This window comes from Ideonella sp. FW305-24, assembly GCF_058788035.1.
Genome location: NZ_JBYTAI010000007.1, coordinates 182,515 through 204,368 on the forward strand (window position 1 = coordinate 182,515; position 21,854 = coordinate 204,368).

Consider the following 21,854-nt stretch of genomic DNA (forward strand, 5'->3'; position numbering starts at 1 on the left):
CGGTTTGACGAGGGCGCGTCAGCGCTGCACCAGGCTTCTTAAGCGGTCTTTAAAAGTTCTTAATCGCCGCGGCAGAAGCCGTGGGTTCAAAAGGCTTAACAAGCCACAAGCGCCGCTGAAGGACGGCGCAGGGGTCGCTCCCCGACAGTCCATTCCATGCCGCCGACTGCCCTGGAGCCCCAAAATGAGTAACGCCTACCGCCTCGCCTGGAGCGATGCCGCGCAGGGTTTCGTGCCCGCCTTCGACACTGCCCGCAACGACCCCGGCTTCCTGAGAGCGCTGTGCGCGGCGATGCAGGCGGTATCGGACCTGAGCCGCGCGGCGCATGGGCCGCGGGCGGCGTGCAATATCGTCGTGAGCATCGATGACGACGCGCAGGTGACCTGCTCCATCGCGCCGCCCACGCCGACCACACCCGCGGCAGCGAACGATGGTGCGCCAGCCCTGTCAGCCCGCGAGCGCGAGGTGCTGGGCTACCTGGCCAAGGGCTTCACCGCCAACGAGATTGCCAGGTTGATGCAGCTCTCGCCCTTCACGGTGCGCAGCTTCGTGCGGCGCATTTACGAGAAGCTGAACGTCTCTTCGAAGGCGGAAGCCATCTACGAAGCCCACCAGCAGCGCCTGCTGGCGGATTGAAGGCAGGCGGAAGGATCAGGCAGGCGGTGGCGCGCCTGCCACCTTGGCGGCCAGCGCTTCGCGCATGCGCTTCAACTTTTCCTTCGGGTCTTCCTTGCTGCCGGCCAGGTCCAGCTTCATCTCCTTGATGAAGCGGCTGGGAATGCCGGCCACGGTTTCGCGGCCTTTCTTGCGGCGGCGCAGCGTCGTGCACAGCAGCGTCTTCTGCGCGCGCGTGATGCCCACGTACATCAGCCGGCGCTCTTCCTGCAGTCGCTCGGGCGTCATGTCCTCGGCGTCGCTCTTGAAGGGCAGGATGCCTTCGTTGATGCCGACCAGGATCACGTGCGGCCACTCCAGGCCTTTCGATGCATGCAGCGTGGTCAGCGTCACCACGTCCTGCTCCTCGCCGCGCTCGGCCAGGCTCAGGATCACGCTGATGGTCTGCGCCACGTCGAGCACGCTTTTCTTCTCGCCTTCGACGGTCATGCCGCCGTCCTGGCTGATCTCGCCGCCGCAGCGCTTGGCCACCCAGTCGATGAAGTCCAGCACATTGGTCCAGCGGGCGGCTGCCACCTTCTCGCTGTCCTCGCTGTCGTAGAGGTGCTGCTCGTAGCCGATCTCCTTGAGCCACTCCAGCAGCATCGGCTTGGCAGCCTCGGCGCCAATCGTCGTGCGGGCCTTGTATTCGAGATCGTTGAGGTAGCGGCCGAACTCGTGCAGCGAGTCGATGGCCTTGGCCGGCAGCGCCACGCCCAGGCTCTCGGCGAACAGTGCCTCGAACATGCTGAGCTTCCACTTGCCGGAGAACTCGCCCAGCTTGCCCAGCGTGGTGTGGCCAATGCCGCGCTTGGGCGTGGTGATGGCGCGCAGGAAGGCCGGGTCGTCGTCCTGGTTCACGAGCAGGCGCAGCCAGCCGCACAGGTCCTTGATCTCGGCCCGGTCGAAAAAGCTCTGGCCACCGGAGACCTTGTAGGCGATCTGCGCGGCGCGCAGCTTCTGCTCGAAGGGCCGGGCCTGGAAGTTGGTGCGGTAGAGCACCGCGAAGTCCGACAGCTTGATGCGCGGATCCTGCGCCATCAGCGCCTGGATGCGCGCGACCGTGCGCTCGGCCTCGTGGTCTTCGCTGTCGCACTCGGCAATGCGCACCGGCTCGCCTTCGCCCAGGTCGCTCCAGAGCTTCTTCGGGAAGATCTTCGGGTTGCCGCCAATCACCTCGTTGGCCGCGCGCAGGATGGCCGAGGTGGAGCGGTAGTTCTGCTCCAGCGGGATGACCTTCAGGTTCGGGAACTCCTCGGGCAGGCGCTTCAGGTTTTCGATGGTCGCGCCGCGCCAGCCGTAAATGCTCTGATCGTCGTCGCCCACGGCCGTGAACATGCCGCGGCGGCGTTCGTCCGGGTGGTCCACCAGCGCCTTCAGCAGCTCGTATTGCACGGCGTTGGTGTCCTGGTATTCGTCCACCAGCACATGGCGGAACTGGTTCTGCCATTTCTCGCGCGCTTCCGGGATCTTCTGGATCAGCTTGAGCGGCATGCTGATCAGGTCGTCGAAGTCCACCGCCTGGTAGGCCACCAGCCGCTCTTCGTAGAGCTTCATCACGCGAGCCGCCAGTTGCTCGTCGCTGTCTTTCGCAGCGGCCATCGCACCATCGCTGTCCAGGCCCTGGTTCTTCCAAAGGCTGATGGTCCACTGCCATTTGCGGGCGATGGCGTTGTCGGTGCACGAGCCGGCGTCGCGGATCACGCCCAGCACGTCGTCCGAATCGAGGATGGAGAACTTCTCCTTCAGGCCCAGCCGGGTGCCGTCCTCGCGCAGCATGCGCACGCCCAAGGAGTGGAAGGTGCTGATCCCCAAGTCCTTCGCCGCCCGCGCGCCCACCAGGCTCTTGGCCCGCTCGCGCATTTCCAGCGAGGCCTTGTTGGTGAAGGTGATGGCGGCGATCTGCTTGGCTTGCAGCCCCGCCTGCAGCAGCCGGGCGATCTTCTGCGTGATGACCCGCGTTTTGCCCGAGCCCGCGCCGGCCAGCACCAGGCAAGGCCCGCTCAGGTAGTGCACCGCCTCCATCTGGGCGGCATTCAGCGTGGACGGGGGGGTAGGCGAGGCGGAGGACATGGCGGCAGACAGGGTGGCCGCGGATCATAGCCAACCGCCCCGTCCACCCGCGCGCAAGGGTGCGCGGGTCAGGCCAGCGAACCGGCCAGCAGCCCCGCCTGCGGCGGCTTGCGCCGCGAGATGCCCAGTAGCCCGGCCAGCACCGGCACATGCTGCGCCACCAGGTACACCGCGCCGCTGACAGAGAAGGTGGCCACGATCAGCAGCAGTCCTTCGGGCACCGGCGGCAGCGCCAGCGGTTGCAGCCACCAGGCCAGCAGCACGATCACGGTCTGGTGCATCACGTACAGGCAGAAGACCGCGCCGGTCAGGCGCCGGCGCCACGGGCCGTCATGGTCCAGCCAGCGCCGCGCAAAACCGCAGGCCGCGACGATGGCCCACCACTGCGTGGCACCCCACAGCAGGCGCTGGGCTGTCAGCAGCCCGTCCGGCAGTTTCTGGTCATGCCAGGGGCCGAAGAAATAGAGGCACAACAATGCCCAGCCGGCGAAAGCCAGGCCCAGTGCCGGCCAGCGCTGTGCCTGCAGGCCGGCCCACAGCCGGTCGCCAGCGCGCGCGCCCACCATGCCGAGGCCGAAGGCCCACAGGTATTGCGCATGGTTGTACCAATCCCAGGTCAGGTTATGGGTGGAGGGGAACAGGCCGTACATCAGCCGCGCTGCCATGGTCGGCAAGGCCAGGCCCAACAGCAGGCCCCACGGCCCCACAGGCAGGCGCGCAGCGGCAGCGTCCAGCAGCTTCGGCGCCCAGCGCACGAGGGCCCAGGCGATCAGGCTGTAGACCCACAGGTAGGGCAGGAACCAGAGGTGGTTCCAGGTCGGCAGGTCAATGCAGTTGGCGCCGCTGCACAGCTTGCCGCCCTGCAGGTACCGCTGCATGAACGCGCCGTAGTCGCCCACGAAGCCCAGCTGCGTGAGGGCCTGCACATAGGCCTGCGGCGGCACGACGACCAGCATGCCGAACAGCAGCGGCCACAGCAGCCGGCCGCTGCGCTGGCCCACGAAGCCCAGCCCGCTCTGGCGCCGCAGCAGCGCCTGCGTGGCCGCGCCGCCAATGAAGAACAGCAGCGACAACCGCCACGGCGAGGTCAGCATCATCAGCGGCTCGATCGCGCCACCGGCATGCGGGCTCTTCACATGCCAGTCCCAGCTCACGTAGTACATGCCCACGTGGTACGGCACGAGCAGGGCAAAGGCCAGGATGCGCAGCCAGTCGAGGAAAAAGAGGCGCCCGGCTGCAGGTGGCGCGAGGGGTGTAGCGTTCATGCCGCCAGCATCGCCGGCAGGTGCGCGCCGCTCAAGCGCGCTGGGGCGAAGTGGACGGCGGCTGGGGCGAGTTGGAGGATCTACTTCAAAGCATCGCGGAAGCTGCGCGAAATCCGCAGCGTCTCGCCGGAACGCAAAGTCAGCTGGGCCTCGCCGCGCGGCAGCGGCGCGATGCCCAGCACATGCACCGGGTTCACTGCATGCGAGCGGTGCACCTGCACAAAGCCTTTGGCGGCCGGGTGGGCGAGGAATTCGGCCAGCGTGCGGCGGTCCAGGTGGCAGGCGGGCGGGGCGTGCAGCTCGATGTAGTTGTCCGCCGCGGACACCCATTCGACCTCGGCCAGCGGCAGGCGGCGCAGGCCACCGCCGCGCTGCGGCACCAGCCAGTCACCCGTCAGCGGCTGCAGTTGTTGCAGCGCGGTGAGCAATGCACCGCGGCGAGGGGCGGCACCGGCAGCGGCGAGGCGCTGCTGCATGCGGGCGATGGCCTCGGCCAGGCGCTCGCCGGTGTAGGGCTTGAGCAGGTAGTCGACCGCGTTCAGCTCGAAGGCGCGCACGGCGTGCTGGTCGAACGCGGTGCAGAAGGCACAGACCACACCGGGCGGCAGCAGCAGCGCCAGCTCCAGGCCGCTGCGGCCGGGCAGCTGGATGTCGAGCAGCGCCGCATCGGGCGCGTGCGTGATGGCCAGCGCCAGCGCTTCGTCGGCATCTGCCGCCTCGCCGACCAGGGTCACGCCGGGCATGTCCGACAGCAGGCGGCGCAGCTTGGCGCGCGCCGGTGGTTCGTCATCCACGATCAGCAGTTTCATGCGGCGACCGCCCCTTGCGCAGGCAAGACCAAGGTGAGCTGGCCACCACCGCCGGGTGCAGGCGCGAGCGTGACGCTGGCCGCGTCGCCATACAGCGCCTGCAGCCGCGCGCGGGTGTTGGCCAGGCCGATGGCGCCTTCGCGCTCGTCACGCGTGGGCGTCACGCCGCTGTTCTGCACCTGCAGCCAAAGGCGCGGGCCGGCCCGCAGCTCGCCGCGCACCGTCACACGCACCGGGCCGCTGCTTTGCGCCACATCGTGCTTGATGGCGTTTTCGACAGGCGAGATCAAGAGCAGCGCCGGCACCTGGCAGATGCGCGCAGCCGGCGACACGTCGATCTCCACCACCAGCCGTTCGCCGAAACGCGCCTGCATCAGGGACAGGTAGGGCTGCACCAGCGCCAGCTCCTCGTCCAGCGCATGCCGGCCCGCCTGCTCGGCCGCCAGCGCCTGGCGCAGCAGCGTGGCCAGGTCGCAGAGGATGCGGTCGGCGCGCGGCACGTCTTCGTACATGACAGAGGAAATGAGGTTCAGCGTGTTGAACAGGAAGTGCGGCTGGATCTGCTCGGCCAGCCGCGCCAGCCGGGCCTCGGCCAGCTCCGCGCGCAGCCGGGCCAGCTCGCGCTGGCGCTGCTGCTCGGCAAACAGCAGCAAGAGGCCATGGCAGACCGCGACCATCACGGTGTAGGTGACCAGGTCCTTGCCCAGCTCGTAGGCCATGACCTTCAACGGCCCACCGGGCTCGTAGGCCACTCCCATCAAGGCATAGAAGCCGAAGCGCAGCGCGAACATGCCGCTCACGTGCAGCACCGCATAAGCCAGCGCGCCCAGCACATGCCGGCCCAGCAGCGCCAGCCGGCTGCCACCGTCCTGCAGCCGCTGCCAGGCCCGCGCATGCCAGCGATAGACCGCCACGCCCAGCGGCCCCACGCAGACGACCGAGCTGAGCTCCCACAGCAGCGGCTCCCAAGGGTGCTGGCCGCCACGTTCCAGGTAGTGCTGCAGTTCCGCCAGGCCTTGCAGCAGGCCGACGACCAGCACGATGGCGGCGTAGCCACCCCAGAGCGCGCGCGGCGACAACGGTGCGGGGGTCTGCGGCAAATCCTCAGGGGGCAGGACCGGTGACTCGGGCGACATGCGCGGGACCATATCACCGCCCTCAGGGCCGGCACCGCCCCGTCTCACCTGTAGCGCCCACGCAAGCCGGGCTTCCAGATGTTGCAGCACCGGCACCTGCCGCCATGCTTGTTGCGTTCTGCAACGCGCTGGCACGCCTGCGGCGGAGCTCGGATGCTGAAATCAATCGCTTCGCCCCGCCCGTACCGAGAGCCACCATGCCTGTTGTCGCCGTCATCAACCGCAAAGGCGGGAGTGGAAAAAGCACGCTTGCGACCCAACTCGCTGGCCACTTTGCACAGTGCGGGTTGAAGGTGATGCTGGGCGATGTGGACCGTCAGCAGTCCTCGCTGGCCTGGCTGCGCCGCCGTGCCACGCACCCGCTGGCGCGCATGGCCGAGATCCTGCCCTGGGCCCTGGACACCCGCAATGCGCGCCGTCCGCCGCCCGGGGTGAGCCATGTCGTGCTGGACACCCCCGGTGGCATGCACGGCCTGGAACTGGCCAGGGTGGTGATGAACGCCGACATGATCCTGGTACCGGTGAGTCCCAGCGCGTTCGACCGGGAGTCTGCCGCGGAGTCCCTGTCGGAGCTGCTGCGCCTGCCACGCGTGGCCACGGGTCGCTGTCGGCTGGCCGTGATCGGCATGCGCATGGATGCGCGCAGCCGCGACATCGCGCTGCTGAACCGGTGGGCCACGTCCCACCAGGTGTGCTGCCTGGGCGCGCTGCGCGACAGCCGCGTGTACCCGCGCACCGCAGAAGACGGCCTGAGCCTGTTCGACCTGCCCGCCGAACAGGTCCGCACGGACCTCGCGCAGTGGCAAGGTCTGCTGGACTGGGTGAACAATGCGCCCCAGGGCCGGCAAACGTCGCTGGCAGTCGGCCACGCAGAGCGGACGGCGATGCCAGCCGCCTCGGTGCCCAAGCACAGCCATCCGACGCGGCTGGGCGCCACGGGCAGCCCCTTGGCTGCAAACGGTCCCGCCATGCTGGGGCTGGGCCAGAGCCTGGGCCGGTTCTTCACCGCGCTGCGCTCGGCCGCCTGATCCAAGCTGCAAAGGCGCGGCGCCACAAGCCGCGCATTTCGGGCGCATTTCGGAGCAGCGCCGCGCACGGCGGAATGCCAGAGCGGCGGGCTCGCTCCCAGGATTGCCAGCCTGCACCGGGCGATGGACGACATCCACGCCCATGCAGAGGGCGCGATTGGCTTGGCGGACATCACCGAAGCGGCCTGCCTCAGCGTCAGCAGCCCAGTACGCCAGTTCAACGCCAGCTCGGCGCCTCGCCTTGCAGCTGCCTCAAGACTGTCCGCCGCAAACTGCTGGGGCACCCCGGTTGCCGGTGCGAGACGTGGCGCTGCGCTGGGGCTTCCAGAACGCCAGCAAGTTCAGCCAGGCGCATCGGTTGCGGTTTAGGGAGTTGCCCAGCACCACGCAGTTGCAGCGGGGGGTGAGCCAGGGCCCGGACGCGCCCCCCCTTGAATGAGGCTTGGCGGGTTGGCATCGGCGCTGATAGCCTGCACTCCCCGGCTGGTAAAGCGGTTTCACACCCATGCCAACCTGGAGACTTTTCATGTCGCACCGCTTCGTTCGCCACGCCCTCGTGGCAGCCATCTCCCTCGCCTGTGCCTGCAACGCCGCCGCCACCTCCCTGTCGGCCTGGGCCTATGGTGCCGAAATCTGGGAGAGCAACACGCTCACCACCAACGGCCTGAGCAACACGCCCATCAGCGCCGGCGGCACTGCGGCCGATGGCAGCGTGGTGGACTGCAAGGCCGGCGGTTCCAACGGCATCTTCATGCCCAGCAGCTTCAAGCTGCACCGGGAGGTTCGCGCCGACAACGAATGGTTCGGCTGCCAGACCTCGGTGGACTCCAGCGACTCGGTCACTGCGTGGGCGCCCGGCCTGGCGGACGGCACGCCGATCCGCTACATCGCCAAAATGAAGCTCAAGCTCAGCCTTGTGGCGCCGCCGCCGGACTTCGGCTACATGTACCTGGAGACCATGGTGCAGGTCGAGGACTCACGCGCATTCTGGTACGGCCCAGACGCATTGGACGCCGAGCAGGAGGTGACGCTCAGCGCTGTCTACGACGCGGTGGTCGGCCAGAAGCTGGTGGTGCGCGCGCTGATGAACAGCTACAACCAGGTGGGCGGCACTCTGGTCAATGGCGTGCCGGTGACTGGCGAGTTGAGCCTGAAAAAGGCCCGCGTGATCCTCAGTTCACCGACGCCGGGCGCCAACATCACCGGCGACTCGGGGCATGTGTACGACTAGCGTGGACAACGCGTCATGCGGCGGCAGTGACCGGCCGCTCAAATGCTCAACGGATCCACATCCACCGCCCAGCGCGCAACGCCTTTCATCGAGCTGCGCAGCTCAGGCAACCAGTTCGCCAGCAGGCGTTGCAGCGCGCCGCGGGACGGTGACTCGATCAGCATCTGGCGACGTTCCAGGCATGCCACCTTGGCGACGGGCGACGGCACCGGGGGCATAGCGCATCACGTTCGCCGCCCCGCCGTGGGCTTTCAGCCATGACTGGGCGGCCTCCTGCGCCTGCTGCAGGAAAGCTTCGGCGACCGGGCCTTCGCGGGCTTCGGTGCGAAGCAGCGCTCCTAGCCGCAGTTTGGAGACTGCCGAGCGCCACATAATGGCGACCGACAGGCTTAACCTCTGAATATTTTCAGCGATGCTGGGTTTGCTACCTGACTGACTTTATAGCGGATACTCCCCATACATATCATCGCAATCAGCAATACACGCGGGATACTCAACCCCCGTCTTCCCATATTTGGCGGCACAATTCATGTAACAACGAGCAAGCGGCGGTGGTTCGGCAAAAGCCACCATCGCAGCGGCAGCAAACATGAACACGGCCGCTTTGGAAATCCATTTCTTCACATAACCTCCTTTATTGAATTCGATGGTATTTGGACTCGCGCCATCGATTTCGCGATATTCAATTCCACGGGAAGGCCAGACCATTTTCTCAATTGAGACGCCTCAGGGCTTCTGCGTAGTCATCCGGGCGAAAGCCCTGAACGACTCGGTTGCCAATGATGACAACGGGGACCCCACCGATTCCCAGCTTGGCATGAGACGCGGCAGAGCTTGGTGAGCTTTCGACATCTTCAAAAGCGTACGTGATACCCCGAGTCTTCATGTATGCCTCTGCGCGCTTGCAGAAGCTACAACTCTTTGTACCGAAAACTATGACTCGCGTGTGCTCGTCGTGGAAGTACGCCGAGTAGTCGCCTTCAACGTAATTCCTGTGAAGCCATGATGGCACACGGGGTACCGCGTAACCCACAGCAAGCCCGGCAAGCAAAAGTGCAACGTATACAGCAACCGATTTGATATTTTTCATGGCAGCATCAAAGCGCTATTGACCATTACTGCCAAGATCAATTCTGAACGCATTCTTTACATAAACCAAAATCCAGTTTAGACACACATCCACCAAACCCTATCCCTACATATAGGGGGATTTCCCCTGTCACAGGATGATGGGGTATCCAGATGTTAAAAATCTGTCGCCAACTGGACTAAATACTCAACGGATCCACATCCACCGCCCAGCGCGCAATGCCTTTCATCGAGCTGCGCAGCACATGCAGCTCAGGCAGCCAGTTCGCCAGCAGGCGCTGCAGCGCGCCGCGGGACGGTGACTCGATCAGCATCTGGCGGCGTTCCAGGCCGGCGACTTTGGCGACGGGCGGTGGCACCGGGGCGTAGAGCATGACGTCGGCACCGCCGTGAGTCTTGAGCCAAGCTTGTGCGGCATCCCGCGCCTGCTGCAGGAAAGCTTCGGCGACCGGGCCTTCGCGGGCTTCGGTGCGCAGCAGCGCGAGGTGGCTGTAGGGCGGCAGGCCGGCCATTTCGCGCTCGGCCAGCTGGCTGGCGGCGAAGGCGGTGAAGTCGTGCGCCTTCAGGGCGGCGAACAGTGCGTGCTGCGGGTTCCAGGTCTGTACCCACATCTCGCTGCGCGCGGCCGCCTCGGCGTCTCGCCCTGCCCGTCCGCCCGCTTGCAGCAGGCTGGCGAACAGGCGCTCGGCGGCACGGAAGTCGGCGGCGAACAGGGCGCTGTCGGGGTTGACGGCGGCGACCAGCGTGACACGCCGGAAGTCGTGGCCCTTGGTGATCATCTGCGTGCCGACCAGCACGTCGACCTCGCCGGCATGCACCGCAGCGAGTTGTTCTTCCAGGCTGCCTTTGTGGCGGGTGGTGTCGGCGTCGATGCGGGCGACACGCACGCCGCCGCCACCGGGGCGTTCCACGCCTTGCAGCAGCGTGGCGATTTGTTCCTCCAGACGTTCGGTGCCTCGGCCCACCGGCTGGATGTCAAGGTTGCCGCAGTCCGGGCAGGCCTTGGGCACACGTTCGGCAAAGCCGCAGTGGTGGCAGCGCAGCGTGCGGTCCAGCTTGTGGAAGACGCGCCAGGCGCTGCAGTGCGGGCAGCCGCTTTTCCAACCGCAGGCGCCGCAGTTCAGCACCGGCGCAAAGCCGCGGCGGTTCAGGAACAGCAGGCTTTGTTCGCCACGCTCAATGCGGTCGCGTACCGCCGCCAGCACCGGCGGGCACAGGGCCGGCGCCTCCTGGCCCTGGCCGGGTGAGGGCTGCTTGGCCATGTCGACCACACGCACGGCCGGCAGTGCGCCCTGGCCCACGCGCTGCGCCATCGTCAGCAGCTGGTAGCGGCCGCTGCGGGCGTGCTGCCAGGTTTCGAGCGAAGGCGTGGCCGAGCCCAGCAGCACCGGCGCGCGCTCCAGCTTGCCGCGGTAGACGGCCAGGTCGCGCGCTGAATAACGCGCGCCATCCTGCTGCTTGTAGCTGGGGTCGTGTTCCTCGTCGACGACGATCAGCCCCAGCCGCGGCAGCGGGCAGAAGATGGCCAGCCGCGTGCCCAGCACCAGTTCGGCATGGCCTTCGTGCGCCGAGAGCCAGTTCTGCAGGCGCTGGGCCGGTGTCAGCCCGCTGTGCAGCGAAACCAGCCGGCGGCCGGGAAAACGCTCGGCGAAACGGGTTTCGAGCTGCGGCGTCAGGTTGATCTCGGGCACCAGCACCAGCGCCTGCCGGCCGGCGGCCAGCGCCTGCTCGGCTGCGCGCAGGTAGACCTCGGTCTTGCCGCTGCCAGTGACGCCAAACAGCAAGTGGCAGGCCGGCGCCTCGGCCTCGAACTGCGGCGACAGCCGGGCCAGCACCTCGGCTTGTTCGATCGTCAAGGCCGGGCGGACGGGCGGCGGCGAAGCGGGCACTTCGGGCACGGCTTCCGGCTCGGGCTGCAGGTCGGCCTTTCGGCGCTTCTTCGGCTTGGCGTCCGGGTCCGGCAGGCCCATCTGCTTGTGCAGGCGCTTCAGGCGCTTGGCCAGGCCGGTGTTGTCCAGCTTGCGCAATTCCGGCGGCAGCACCGCCAGCGCGACTTCGCCAATGGCGCGCTGGTAATAGCGTGCGGTGAATTCGACGAGCTGGCACCAGGCCGGCGGCAGCGGCGCCAGCGCCAGCAGCGCCTCGCGCACCGGTCGCAGTTGCCCGGCCGGCAGCGCGTTGGCAGCTTCTTCTGCGCTGGGCTCGCCGGGCCAGACCACGCCCGGCAGTTCGCGCCGGCCCAGCGGCACACGCAGCAGCGTGCCGGGCGGCAGCTCGGCCTCGGCGAGGTAGTCCAGCACATCGGCCATGCCGGCGTGCTGGGGAGTCTCGACGGCCACGCGGACACGGTGAGCACTCGCTTGCGTGGCGCCGTCGGCCGGCGCTGTCATGTGCGGCATGGACATGACGAACCCAGCGTCACAGTTGTCCACAAGCCCGGGCATTCCGTCATTTGCAGGTCATCTCTGTGACAGTTTTGAGAAAGGTGCCGTAAGCCCATGATTGGAAACGCCTTTCCCACTTGTGCAGGTTTTCTGTGGATAACTTTGTGGGAAAGCTTCATCGGCGTGCGCTAACTGCTTGATCCAGCGCGCTTTGCGACAGATTGCCCCAATTCGGAGCAGTGCTCATTTGTTATTACAAATCAAGCACTTGCCACGATTCGCCGGTATTTTTTCCGCTTTTCGCGAACGCCGCTTATGCCACCGTCTCGCTTAGAGTTTTTTGGGGATAAGTCAAGCCCCTGAGCGCTCACTCACCCTGCAAAACCCGTCGGACAGACCTTGGTATTTGCACCTAGTCAGGCCGCGGCGGGGCTGGCGCGCAAGGCCCGTGAGTGTTCGTGCACAGCCTGGACCAGGTCCAGCACCCGCTCGGGCGGCGTGAACTGGCTGATGCCATGGCCCAGATTGAACACATGGCCGTCCCAGCCACCGTCCGCGCGCTGCGGCCGGCCAAAGCTGTCGAGCACCAAACGGGCTTCTGCCTGCACCACTTCGGGTGGTGCAAACAGCACGTTCGGGTCCAGATTGCCTTGAAGGGCGACACTCGCGCCGACCCGCTGCCTGGCTTCGCCCAGGTTCACGGTCCAGTCCAGGCCGACCACATCGGCGCCGCATTCGGCGATCTGCTGCAGCCACAGGCCGCCGCCCTTGGTGAAGACGATCACCGGCACCCGCTCGCCGCCCTGCTCGTGCTTGAGCTGCGAGACCACGCGGCGGGTGTAGTCCAGCGAAAAACGCTGGAAGGCGCCGTCCGCCAGCACGCCGCCCCAGCTGTCGAAGATCATCACCGCCTGTGCGCCAGCCTCGATCTGTGTGTTCAGGTAGAGCGCCACCGCGTCGGCATTGACCTGCAGCATGCGGTGCATCAGGTCCGGCCGGCTGTAGAGCATGCTCTTGACCTGGCGGTAGTCGTCCGAACCGGCGCCTTCGACCATGTAGCAGGCCAAAGTCCACGGACTGCCGGAGAAGCCGATCAGCGGCACCCGGCCGTTCAGCGCGCGGCGGATGGAGGTGACGGCGTCGAACACGTAGCGCAGCTTGTCCATGTCCGGCACGGCCAGCGCCTGCACGGCCGCTTCATCCCGCACAGGATAGGCAAAACGCGGCCCTTCGCCCTGCTGGAAGGACAGGCCCAGGCCCATCGCGTCGGGCACCGTGAGGATGTCGGAAAACAGGATGGCGGCGTCCAGCGGGTAGCGCTCCAGCGGCTGCAACGTGACCTCGGTGGCGTAGTCGGTGTTGGTTGCCAGGCCCATGAAGCTGCCGGCCTTGGCCCGCGTCTCGCGGTACTCCGGCAGGTAGCGGCCAGCCTGCCGCATCAGCCAGACGGGCGTGTGCGTGGTGGGCTTGCGCAGGCAGGCGCGCAGGAAGGTGTCGTTTTGCAGCGGGGCGAACATGAAGCGATTATCCTGCCGGGCCGCTTGAAGCCCGCCGTGCACCCCTCATCTTGAGCGGGAACGCTGCCTCATGCCTGGGCGGCTGTCACCTGTTTTCTGATGGAGATCAACATGTACCTGACCTGGAGCGGCCTGTCCCGCACGCTGGCCCTGACGCTGGGCGCCGCCGCGCTGACCGCCAGCCTGAGCGGCTGCGGCTACAACGAGTTCCAGCAAAAGGACGAGGCGGTGAAAGCCGGCTGGTCCGAGGTGCTGAACCAATACCAGCGCCGGGCTGACCTGGTGCCCAACCTTGTGGCGACCGTCAAGGGCGAGGCCAATTTCGAGCAGGAAACGCTGACCAAGGTGGTGGAGGCGCGCAGCAAGGCCACGTCCATCCAGGCCACGCCGGAGCTGATCAACAACCCCGAGGCCTTCCAGAAATTCCAGGCCGCGCAGGGCGAGCTGACCAGCGCCTTGAGCCGGCTGATGGTGGTCAGTGAACGCTACCCGGACCTGAAGGCCAACCAGGGCTTCCAGGACCTGCGCGTGCAGCTCGAAGGCACCGAGAACCGCATCACCGTGGCGCGCAACCGCTACATCCAGACGGTCCAGGGCTACAACGTGCTGGCCCGCAGCTTCCCGACCAACCTGACGGCCAAGATGTTCGGCTACGACGTGAAGCCGGTCTTCACGGTGGAAAACGAAAAAGCCATCTCGGCGCCGCCCTCGGTCAGTTTCGACAAGCCGGCCTCGAAGTAAGCCCGCCATGCGGCTGTTCACCCGCTGGCTTGGCGCGCTGCTGAGCCTCCTTGCGCTGGGCCTGCTGGCCGCTGCGCCAGCGCAGGCCGAACTGGCCGTGCCGCCGCTGAGCGGCCGCGTGGTCGACCAGACCGGCACGCTCACGCCTGTGCAGGTCCAGGCGCTGGACGGCAAGCTGGCCCGCTTCGAAGCCGAGGCCGGGCCGCAGATCGTGCTGCTGCTGGTCGCCAGCACGCAGCAGGAAGACATCGCGGCCTATGCCTGGCGTGTGGCGGACCAATGGAAGATCGGCCGGCGCGAGGTAGGCGACGGGGTGCTGGTCGTCGTGGCCAAGGGCGACCGGCGCGTGCGCATCGAGGTGGCCAAGGCGCTGGAAGGCGCGGTGCCGGACCTGGCGGCGCGGCAGATCATCGACCGCGCGATCAAGCCCGCATTCCAGAAGAACGACTATGCCGGCGGCCTGAACGCTGGCGTGGACCAGTTGATGGCGCGCATCCGCGGCGAGCACCTGCCGGCGCCTCAGCCGCGCAGCGGCGTGCAAGCGCAAAACGGCAGTGCAGGCGGCCACGCGACGGGCGACTCGCTCGGCGGCTGGCAGTCGCTGGCCTTGTTCTTCTTCCTTGGCGTGCCGGTGGCCGGCGCGCTGCTCAGCGCGATGCTGGGCCGCAAGCTGGGGTCCCTCGCCACCGCAGGCGGCGCCGGCACCGCGGCGGGCCTGCTGGCCGGCAGCTGGCCCATAGCGCTGGGCGCGGGCATTGGTGCGCTGGTGCTGGTCGGGCTGCTGGGCATTGGCAGCACGCGGCGTGGCCGGGGCGGGCTGGGTGGTGGCGGCTTTGTGCCGCCCGTCATCTGGGGCGGCGGAGGTGGCGGCTGGAGCGGGGGTGGCGGCGGCGACAGCGGTGGCTTTTCATCCGGCGGCGGTGGCGACTTTGGTGGCGGCGGCGCGTCGGGAGACTGGTGATGGCAGTATCCAACCGAAGCGGCAGCCGGCTGCTGCGCCTGCTGAAACACCGCCGCTGGGATGTGACCGACGCGCGCAGGTTGTTGAGCCCGACCGCGCTGCAGCGGCTGGCCGCCCAGGTCACGGCCAGCGAGGCCGGACACAGCGGCGAGATCCGCATCTGCGTCGAAGCCGGCCTGCCATTGAGCTACCTCTGGCGCCGCGCCAGTGCGCGTGAACGCGCCATCGCGATGTTCGGCAAGCTGCGCGTGTGGGACACCGAGCACAACAACGGCGTGCTGGTCTACCTGCTGCTGGCAGAACGCACCATCGAGCTGGTGGCCGACCGAGGCTTGAACCATCAGGTCGACGCTGCCACCTGGGCCCGCGTCATCGCCGAGCTGCGCGAGGCCTTTAGCCAGGGCCAATGGGAACCAGGTCTCGGCCACGCGGTGGCCGAGATCGACGCCTTGTTGCGCCAGCACTTCCCGCTGACAGGTGAACGCCAGCTCAACGAGCTGCCGGATGCGGTGGTGATCCTGGGCTGAGATGCTGCCAGGGCGTGCCTGTCGGCAAGGCCGGCAGTGGCCCCAGCGCACTGGCACTGACCAAAGCGACGGCCAGCGGCGGATCCGTCAACAAGCCACTCGCAGCGGGCGCAATGTCCGGCCCGGCCGCCTCAAACGCCAGCGACTGCAGCGTCGGAAATTGCAGCCCCTGCCCACGGTGCTTCAGCCAGGCTTCCTTCAGCGTCCACCAGCGGTAGAACTGCTGCATGCGCAGCAGCGCGTCAGGCTGCGCCTGCAGCAAGGCGATCTGCGCCGGGCTGCAGACCATCTGTGCCAGGCCCAGCACGTCACGTTTGGGATTGAGCTGCTCGATGTCCACGCCGATCGGCGCATCGGCAATCGCCACCGCCAGCCAGTCGCCGCTGTGCGAGAGGTTGGCGTGCAAGCCGGTGCCTGCCAGCGTGGTGGCGCCGGAAGCGGCGAGGTCCACCGGCTGCGCCTGCGGCTCGCCGCCGCGCAGCCCTGCCAGTTCCATTCGCAACTGCCAGCGGCCGGCCAGGTAGGTCTGTTTGCGCGCGGCCTGGCTGAACCCATGCCAACGCGTTTGCTCGGCAACGGTCAGCCACGCCGAGCCGGGTGGCTGCGCCTGCGCCCATCGCGTCAGCCGCAGGACTTGCAGCACGATCGTGGCCTGGGCGGCTCAGACGGTGCGTCGAGGCACTCAGTCCTTGATGATGGCGTAGTCACCCTTCAGCGCCGCGCCGATGATGAGGGCGCCGGCGTGGCACTCGATCGTCGTCGGGCTCTGGGTTTCGTTCTTCTTGTAGTAGCTGACGATGTCGACCACCGCATTGGCGCCTTCGCGTTTGGCACTGGCCTGGAAGTTGATCAACGCGGTCAGGATGGCCCACTTGCAGCCGAACTCATCGGACTTCCCAAAACCATTGGTCTTGGGGTTGGACACATCCGAGCCCATGCGGCGCGTGACCGCCGGCGTGGCCTGGCCCTTCAGGTAGAACTTGACGCTGCCGTCCAGCTTGGTCTTGGCCTCGGGCAGGGCCAGCACCTCTTCCAGCGGAATGTTCAGGATGGAGTCGCGTGCCTGCGCCAGCGGCATGCCCGCCAGCAGGGCCAGCGTGGCGAAGGCCAGTCGACTGGTTTTTTTCATGTCAGCTCCTTTGAGGTTTTGGGGGTCAGTCGAATCGTTTGAAGATCAGCGAGGTGTTGATGCCGCCGAAAGCGAAGTTGTTGCTCATCACCAGCTCGGTCTGCAACGCGCGGCCGTTGCCGGTAACGTAGTCCAGTTCGGCGCAGCGCGGGTCCACCTGCGTGAGGTTGAGCGTAGAGGCGAACCAGCCGCTGCGCATCATCTCGATGCTCATCCAGGCTTCGAGCGCACCGCAGGCGCCCAGCGTGTGGCCCATGTAGCTCTTCAGCGAAGAGATGGCGACCTTGGGTCCGAAAACCTGGTGCGTGGCCTGCGACTCGGCCACGTCGCCATGGTCGGTCGCGGTGCCGTGTGCGTTGACGTAGGGAATCGCGGCCGGGTCCAGGCCAGCGCTTTTGAGCGCCAGGCGGATGGCCTGCGCCATGGTCGGCGCATTCGGCTGCGTGACGTGGCTGCCGTCGCTGTTGGTGCCGAAGCCGACGACTTCGGCGTGGATGGTGGCGCCGCGGGCCCGCGCGTGTTCCAGCTCTTCCAGCACCAGCGTGCAGGCGCCTTCGCCCAGCACCAGGCCGTCGCGGTTGGCGTCGAAGGGCCGAGGGCTCAGCTCGGGCGTGTCGTTGTGCTTCACGCTGGTGGCGAACAAGGTGTCGAAGACTGCCGCCTGAGTGGCGTCCAGCTCCTCGGCGCCGCCGGCCAGCATCGCCACCTGCTGGCCATGGCGGATCATCTCGTAGGCATAGCCGATGCCCTGGCTGCCCGAGGTGCAGGCGCTGCTGGTGGGAACGATGCGGCCGGTGAGGCCGAAGAACACGCCGATGTTGACCGCGGCGCTGTGCGACATCATCTTGATGTAGGTTGTCGCGTTGATGCCCTCGGTGTTCTTCTCCAGCATCATGCGGCCGAAGTCGCCAATCGCCTTGGGCGTGCCGGAAGACGAGCCATAGGAGATGCCGATCTCGCCGCTCTTCAACCAATCGTCGCCCAGCAGGCCGGCGTCGGCCAGCGCCATTTCGCTGGCGCGCGTGGCCATCAGCGCGACACGGCCCATGCTGCGCATGCTCTTGCGGTGGTAGCGCTCGGGCGGCAGCTCGAAGGCCACGGCCGGTGCGCCGATCTGCGTGTTCAGGCCTTCGTAGCCAGCCCATTCGGCCATGCGTTGAACGGCGTTGTGGCCGGCCTTCAGCTTGGCCTCGACCGTGATCCAGTCGGTACCCAGCGGGCTGATCGCGCCCCTGCCTGTGACGACAACGCGCCTGCTCATCCCACCATCCCCCCGTTCACCGAAATCACCTGCCGCGTGATGTAGGCGGCGTCCGGACTCATCAGGAAGGCCACCAACGCCGCCACCTCTTCGGGTTTTCCGACGCGCTTGGCAGGAATCATCTTCATCGCTTCTTCCAGCACCCGCTCGTCCACCATCTCGGTGGCGATCAGGCCCGGCGCCACGCAGTTGACCGTGATGCCGCGGCTCGCCAGCTCGACCGCCAGCGCCTTGCTCGCGCCGATGATACCGGCCTTGGCCGCGCTGTAGTTGACCTGGCCGCGGTTGCCCATCAGCCCCGAGACAGAAGCCAGCGTGACGATACGGCCGGGCTGGCGGCGGCGCACGAGCGGCAGCGTCAGCGGCTGCAGCACGTTGTAGAAGCTGTCCAGGTTGGTGTGGATGACCTGGTCCCAGTCTTCGCCACTCAGCGCAGGGAAGGCGCCGTCGCGCGCGATGCCGGCATTGCAGACCACGCCGTAGTAGCAGCCGTGCGCTTCCACGTCGGCCAGCAGGATCTCGGCCACGCGCTCGCGCTCGGCCACGTTGAACTGCAGCACCCGGGCCTGGCGACCCAGCGTAGCAATCTGCTGTGCCACCTTCCGAGCTTCCTCGAGCTGGCTGCGGCAATGCAGCACCAAGTCATACCCGTCCTGCGCCAGCCGCAGCGCGATCGCTCGGCCGATGCCGCGGCTGGAGCCGGTGACCAGCACGGTCTTCGCCGTCGATGTCATCGTCATGTTGTCTCGCCTCTGATGAATTTTTCGGGATCATCGGGACCGAAGACGGTGACCTGCGCGCTCGCGACCACCCGGTCTGCCAACCGGATCTCGCAAGCGAACTGGCCCAGGCCGTTGTCGGCCTGGTACTCGCGCCTTGCCACCACCTGCAGCACCTGCCCGCGTTCAAAACGCGGCAGCTCGCAGCGGTAGCGCCGGCTGCCGAGCAGGAAGCCGATTTTCGGTGCTTCGCCCGCAGCCCGCGCCTGCGCACCAGCCCAGGCCGCGACCGCCTGCGCCATGTACTCGATGCCCACCCACGCGCCCACGCCAGTGCCCGGGCCCAGGCTGTCGAGGAACAGATGGTCCTCGCGCAATTCGACTTCGGCAATCAAGGTCTCGCCCTCGACCGACACCAGCCGATCCAGCAGGCACATGCGGCCCGCGTGCGGCACCAGTTCCTGGATCTGCCAGTCCTCGGTGTCAGCCATGAGGCGCCTCTTCCGCACTCAGCACCAGCGCGGCATTGCTGCCGCCAAAGGCAAAGGAATTGCTCAGCACGTGGCGCAGCGGGCGGCCCAGCGATTGGCCGGGGTGCGCCAGGTTCAGTGGCGGCAGCTGCGGGTCGGCGGCGCCGTCCCACCAGTGCGGCGGCAGCCGGCCTTGCGGGTTGCCCACCAGGCACAGCCAGGCAAACGCCGCCTCCAGCGCGCCCGCAGCCCCCAGCGTGTGGCCGGACAGCGGTTTGGTCGAGCTGCAGGCTACGCTCTCGCCCAGCAGCTGCATCACGGCGCGGCTTTCCATCGCGTCATTTTGCGGCGTGGCGGTGCCGTGCAGGTTCAGGTAATCGATGTCCTGCGGCTGCAGGCCCGCCCGGGCCAGCGCCTGCTGCATCGCGGCCAGCGCGCCGGCGCCGCTGGGCTCGGGGGCCGAAATGTGGTGCGCGTCGGAGCTTTCACCCCAGCCCGAGAGCCGCACCGGCCCCGGTTCGCGAGTCATCAGGAACAGCGCCGCGGCTTCGCCGATGTTGATGCCGTGCCGGTGCACGCTCATCGGGTTGCAGCGCTGTGGGTCCACCGACTCCAGCGCGGCAAAGCCGGCCACCGTGAAGCGACACAGCGAATCGGCACCGCCGGTGATCACCGCGTCGCACATGCCGGCACGCAGCAGCCGCGCGGCACTGGCCATGGCCTTGGCACTGGACGAGCAGGCGGTGGACACCACGTGGCACGGCCCGCCCAGTGCCAGCAGCTCGCCCAGCATCAGCGCGGGGGAGCCGATTTCCTGCTGCCCCAGGTCGAAGCTGGGCGGGAAACCGCCTTCACGCGCCCGCCACTCGAAGGCCAGCTCGCTCTCGCCCACGCCCGAGGTGCTGGTGCCCAGCACCACCGCGACCCGTGCGGCGCCGTGCCGCGCGATGGCCGCATCCACCTCGGCGCGGATCTGCGCCAGCGCGCTGAGCAGCAGCGCGTTGTTGCGGCTGCGGTGGCGCAGCGGGAGGTGGTCGACGCTGGGCAACGGTGACGTGACGGCCCCCAGGTGCAGGCTGCGGCCGGGCCAGATCGCGGTGTTCTCGGCCACGCCGCCCGGTGCGTCGGCAAACAGCCCGGCGCGCACCGCCGCCTGGCCTTCGCCCAGCGCGCAGGTCAAGCCCAAAGCATGCAGGTAGACCGCGCCACTCAAGGTGCGCCCTCCTGCGGCGCAGACTCGATCTGCAACGCGTAGTGCTCCTGCAGGTTGCGCAGCTGCACCTGGCTGCGGCCCAGCAACGGGCCGTCGATGCGGACGCTGACGGCCAGCTGCCCGTCGTAACGCAGTTCGCGGCCGGCCTCGGTTTCGCTGAAGGACCAGCCCTGTGGCAGCGCCTGCTGCACGCTGGCGGCCGGCCAGTAGACCAGGCTCATGTCGCGCAACAGGTGGGCCGCGTCCACGCTGGCCGGCAGCATCGCGTGGCGCTGTTCCTGCAGATCCTGCCCGTCCCATTGCAGCAGCAGCACGCGCTGGCCCAGTACAAAAGCGGCCAGCAGCAGGCCGCCGGGTTCGAGTTGCAACTGCACGTCAATCGACTGGGCGGCGACACGGCCGTCGTCCAGCCGCGTGACGCTCAGGCGCTGCTGCAGGCTGGCGGACTCGGTGAGCAGCGCGGGTGACAGCCGCAGCATCGGCAGCTCGTGCCGCCCGGCCACCGGCGCGGCGGCGCAGGCGCACAGGCCCAACACGACGCTGGCCAGCCAAAGGCGACGGGAATGGACGATCATGCGCGGGCAAACCTCAGCAGGCTGTGGCAGTAGCCAATGCCGTCGCGCGTGGTCAGCAGCTTCAGGCCGGCGCGCTCGGCCAGGCGCACATAGTCTGCGCTCTCATAGACCTTGCTTTTGCCGCTAGCCATGGCGGTGAAATAGGGCGAGGTGTTGATCAGGCAATAGGCGGCAATGTCGTAGCGCTGGCGATCCCAGAAGGTGTCCATCACCAGCACCTGGCCCTGCGGCGCCAGCGCGGCAGCCACGCGCTCGAAGATGCCGGCGATGTGGTCCTCACTGAAGCAGCTGAGGAACTGGCTCATCCACACCAGGTCCATCTCGCCCGGCAAGGCACATGCCGTGTCCAGCAGGTCCACCGGGTGCAGGCTGGCGCGCGCGGACAGGCCGGCGTCCGCCAGGTTTTGCGCGGCCACCGCCAGTTGCTGCGGCAGGTCCACCAGGTGCAGCGCCACCTCGGGCTGGTAGCCCAGCGCGGCCAAGCTGAACTTGCCGGTGTTGGCGCCCACGTCCATCACCCGGCGCGGGCCGGTGGCAAACACATCGGGCAGCACGTCGGGAAAAGAGGTATCTGAATAAAGGTGATCGAACGCGAACCAGCTGCTCTTGGCTGGCTCTGGCAGCTCGGCCATGCCCTGGTACAGCGTGGGCCAGTCGCCCAGGTGGGCCAGGCCCATCGGCTGCTGCGCATCCAGCGAGCGTTCCAGCTCGAACAGGCCCTGATAGCAGACGTCGTGCACGAAGTCGAAATTGACCTGGGTCATGCGGTCGCTGAGGATGCAGTAGCCGGTCTTGTCCAGCACCCAACGCCCGTCGGCGCGCAGCAGCACGCCGGCCGACAGGCAGGACTCCAGCACCACTTTCAGCGCGTAGTCGCTCCACTCGCCGTTGGCCAGCAGCTGCGCCTGCGTCAGCCCGCGGTCTCCCGCCTTGGCCAGCGCCTGCAGCAGGCCGCGCTTCCAGGCGTAGCGCACGCAGTGGAAAACGACCGGGCCAAAGGCGATCTTCTGGGCCTCGAAACGGGCTGCAAACGCGTGCTGCGGCTCGGGGGAAAACTTCTTGTCCAGCATG

Annotated in this window: 22 protein-coding genes and 1 pseudogene; 6 read left to right on the forward strand and 17 right to left on the reverse strand. The window is 67.5% G+C overall.

Annotated elements, in window-relative coordinates; genetic code table 11:
• Nucleotides 1-439: 439 nt before the first annotated feature.
• Nucleotides 440-637, forward strand: a pseudogene (locus tag AC3WR5_RS19770) (response regulator transcription factor); the annotation flags it as partial.
• A gap of 15 nt (nt 638-652) precedes the next feature.
• Here the strand turns inward: AC3WR5_RS19770 and AC3WR5_RS19775 are convergent.
• The 4 genes from AC3WR5_RS19775 to AC3WR5_RS19790 form a co-directional block, all read right to left on the reverse strand.
• Nucleotides 653-2,728 carry an ATP-dependent helicase gene (locus AC3WR5_RS19775; RefSeq protein WP_492486524.1) on the reverse strand — a complete coding sequence of 692 codons (2,076 nt, stop codon included), beginning with the start codon at nt 2,726-2,728 and terminating at the stop codon, nt 653-655.
• 68 nt (nt 2,729-2,796) lie between these two features.
• Nucleotides 2,797-3,993, reverse strand: a complete 1,197-nt coding sequence (locus AC3WR5_RS19780; protein ID WP_492486525.1) for an acyltransferase family protein — start codon at nt 3,991-3,993, stop codon at nt 2,797-2,799.
• A gap of 80 nt (nt 3,994-4,073) precedes the next feature.
• Nucleotides 4,074-4,802 carry a LytR/AlgR family response regulator transcription factor gene (locus AC3WR5_RS19785; RefSeq protein ID WP_492486526.1) on the reverse strand — a complete coding sequence of 243 codons (729 nt, stop codon included), beginning with the start codon at nt 4,800-4,802 and terminating at the stop codon, nt 4,074-4,076.
• Nucleotides 4,799-5,938: a sensor histidine kinase gene (locus AC3WR5_RS19790; protein ID WP_492486527.1), complete on the reverse strand. Its 1,140-nt coding sequence runs from the start codon at nt 5,936-5,938 to the stop codon at nt 4,799-4,801. Before AC3WR5_RS19790 ends, AC3WR5_RS19785 begins: the two co-directional genes overlap by 4 nt.
• Before the next feature lie 197 nt (nt 5,939-6,135).
• Here AC3WR5_RS19790 and AC3WR5_RS19795 point away from each other — a divergent pair, with 197 nt between their 5' ends.
• Together AC3WR5_RS19795 and AC3WR5_RS19800 are read left to right on the forward strand one after the other, a co-directional pair.
• Nucleotides 6,136-6,966 carry a nucleotide-binding protein gene (locus AC3WR5_RS19795; protein WP_492486528.1) on the forward strand — a complete coding sequence of 277 codons (831 nt, stop codon included), beginning with the start codon at nt 6,136-6,138 and terminating at the stop codon, nt 6,964-6,966.
• A gap of 526 nt (nt 6,967-7,492) precedes the next feature.
• Nucleotides 7,493-8,197, forward strand: a complete 705-nt coding sequence (locus AC3WR5_RS19800) for a hypothetical protein (protein WP_492486529.1) — start codon at nt 7,493-7,495, stop codon at nt 8,195-8,197.
• Between the two features lie 38 nt (nt 8,198-8,235).
• Here the strand turns inward: AC3WR5_RS19800 and AC3WR5_RS19805 are convergent, their stop codons facing one another.
• From AC3WR5_RS19805 to hemE, 5 genes are all read right to left on the reverse strand, one after another.
• The gene (locus AC3WR5_RS19805; RefSeq protein ID WP_492486530.1) at nt 8,236-8,415 is read right to left on the reverse strand and encodes a hypothetical protein; all 180 of its coding nucleotides are present in this window, start codon (nt 8,413-8,415) and stop codon (nt 8,236-8,238) included.
• A gap of 220 nt (nt 8,416-8,635) precedes the next feature.
• The gene (locus AC3WR5_RS19810; protein ID WP_492486531.1) at nt 8,636-8,905 is read right to left on the reverse strand and encodes a hypothetical protein; all 270 of its coding nucleotides are present in this window, start codon (nt 8,903-8,905) and stop codon (nt 8,636-8,638) included.
• Between the two features lie 4 nt (nt 8,906-8,909).
• Nucleotides 8,910-9,287, reverse strand: coding sequence for a glutaredoxin family protein (locus tag AC3WR5_RS19815; RefSeq protein WP_492486532.1), 378 nt, complete (start codon nt 9,285-9,287; stop codon nt 8,910-8,912).
• A 178-nt stretch (nt 9,288-9,465) separates the two neighbouring features.
• Nucleotides 9,466-11,691 carry a replication restart helicase PriA gene (gene priA / locus AC3WR5_RS19820; protein ID WP_492486533.1) on the reverse strand — a complete coding sequence of 742 codons (2,226 nt, stop codon included), beginning with the start codon at nt 11,689-11,691 and terminating at the stop codon, nt 9,466-9,468.
• 395 nt (nt 11,692-12,086) lie between these two features.
• Nucleotides 12,087-13,187, reverse strand: a complete 1,101-nt coding sequence (gene hemE, locus AC3WR5_RS19825) for a uroporphyrinogen decarboxylase (protein WP_492486534.1) — start codon at nt 13,185-13,187, stop codon at nt 12,087-12,089.
• Between the two features lie 111 nt (nt 13,188-13,298).
• On the opposite strand from hemE, the gene AC3WR5_RS19830 reads away from it, so the two are divergent.
• Genes AC3WR5_RS19830 through AC3WR5_RS19840 form a run of 3 tightly spaced genes read left to right on the forward strand, consistent with a single transcriptional unit; the run spans nt 13,299 to nt 15,416 of the window.
• On the forward strand, nt 13,299-13,928 hold the full coding sequence (locus AC3WR5_RS19830) for a LemA family protein (protein ID WP_492486535.1): 630 nt from the start codon (nt 13,299-13,301) through the stop codon (nt 13,926-13,928).
• A 7-nt stretch (nt 13,929-13,935) separates the two neighbouring features.
• The gene (locus AC3WR5_RS19835) at nt 13,936-14,889 is read left to right on the forward strand and encodes a TPM domain-containing protein (RefSeq protein ID WP_492486536.1); all 954 of its coding nucleotides are present in this window, start codon (nt 13,936-13,938) and stop codon (nt 14,887-14,889) included.
• On the forward strand, nt 14,889-15,416 hold the full coding sequence (locus AC3WR5_RS19840) for a TPM domain-containing protein (RefSeq protein ID WP_492486537.1): 528 nt from the start codon (nt 14,889-14,891) through the stop codon (nt 15,414-15,416). Before AC3WR5_RS19835 ends, AC3WR5_RS19840 begins: the two co-directional genes overlap by 1 nt.
• On the opposite strand, the gene AC3WR5_RS19845 is transcribed toward AC3WR5_RS19840, so the two are convergent.
• Genes AC3WR5_RS19845 through AC3WR5_RS19880 form a run of 8 tightly spaced genes read right to left on the reverse strand, consistent with a single transcriptional unit; the run spans nt 15,379 to nt 21,853 of the window.
• The gene (locus AC3WR5_RS19845; protein ID WP_492486538.1) at nt 15,379-16,059 is read right to left on the reverse strand and encodes a 4'-phosphopantetheinyl transferase family protein; all 681 of its coding nucleotides are present in this window, start codon (nt 16,057-16,059) and stop codon (nt 15,379-15,381) included. The genes AC3WR5_RS19840 and AC3WR5_RS19845 overlap by 38 nt on opposite strands.
• Nucleotides 16,060-16,098: 39 nt before the next feature.
• Nucleotides 16,099-16,545, reverse strand: coding sequence for an excinuclease ATPase subunit (locus AC3WR5_RS19850; protein WP_492486540.1), 447 nt, complete (start codon nt 16,543-16,545; stop codon nt 16,099-16,101).
• A gap of 25 nt (nt 16,546-16,570) precedes the next feature.
• A complete protein-coding gene (locus tag AC3WR5_RS19855) occupies nt 16,571-17,806 on the reverse strand; it encodes a beta-ketoacyl-ACP synthase (RefSeq protein WP_492486541.1) in 1,236 nt (411 codons plus the stop codon).
• Entirely contained in the window at nt 17,803-18,540 is a 738-nt protein-coding gene (gene fabG, locus AC3WR5_RS19860) for a 3-oxoacyl-ACP reductase FabG (protein WP_375140609.1), read from the reverse strand. The genes AC3WR5_RS19855 and fabG overlap by 4 nt, the downstream gene beginning before the upstream one ends.
• A gap of 2 nt (nt 18,541-18,542) precedes the next feature.
• The gene (locus AC3WR5_RS19865) at nt 18,543-19,016 is read right to left on the reverse strand and encodes a hotdog family protein (protein WP_141289876.1); all 474 of its coding nucleotides are present in this window, start codon (nt 19,014-19,016) and stop codon (nt 18,543-18,545) included.
• Nucleotides 19,009-20,208 (reverse strand): beta-ketoacyl-ACP synthase, encoded by a 1,200-nt coding sequence (locus AC3WR5_RS19870; protein ID WP_492486543.1) that lies wholly within the window; start codon nt 20,206-20,208, stop codon nt 19,009-19,011. The genes AC3WR5_RS19865 and AC3WR5_RS19870 overlap by 8 nt, the downstream gene beginning before the upstream one ends.
• Nucleotides 20,205-20,783: a DUF3261 domain-containing protein gene (locus AC3WR5_RS19875; protein ID WP_492486545.1), complete on the reverse strand. Its 579-nt coding sequence runs from the start codon at nt 20,781-20,783 to the stop codon at nt 20,205-20,207. The genes AC3WR5_RS19870 and AC3WR5_RS19875 overlap by 4 nt, the downstream gene beginning before the upstream one ends.
• Nucleotides 20,780-21,853 carry a class I SAM-dependent methyltransferase gene (locus AC3WR5_RS19880; RefSeq protein WP_492486547.1) on the reverse strand — a complete coding sequence of 358 codons (1,074 nt, stop codon included), beginning with the start codon at nt 21,851-21,853 and terminating at the stop codon, nt 20,780-20,782. Before AC3WR5_RS19880 ends, AC3WR5_RS19875 begins: the two co-directional genes overlap by 4 nt.
• Nucleotide 21,854 lies beyond the last annotated feature (1 nt).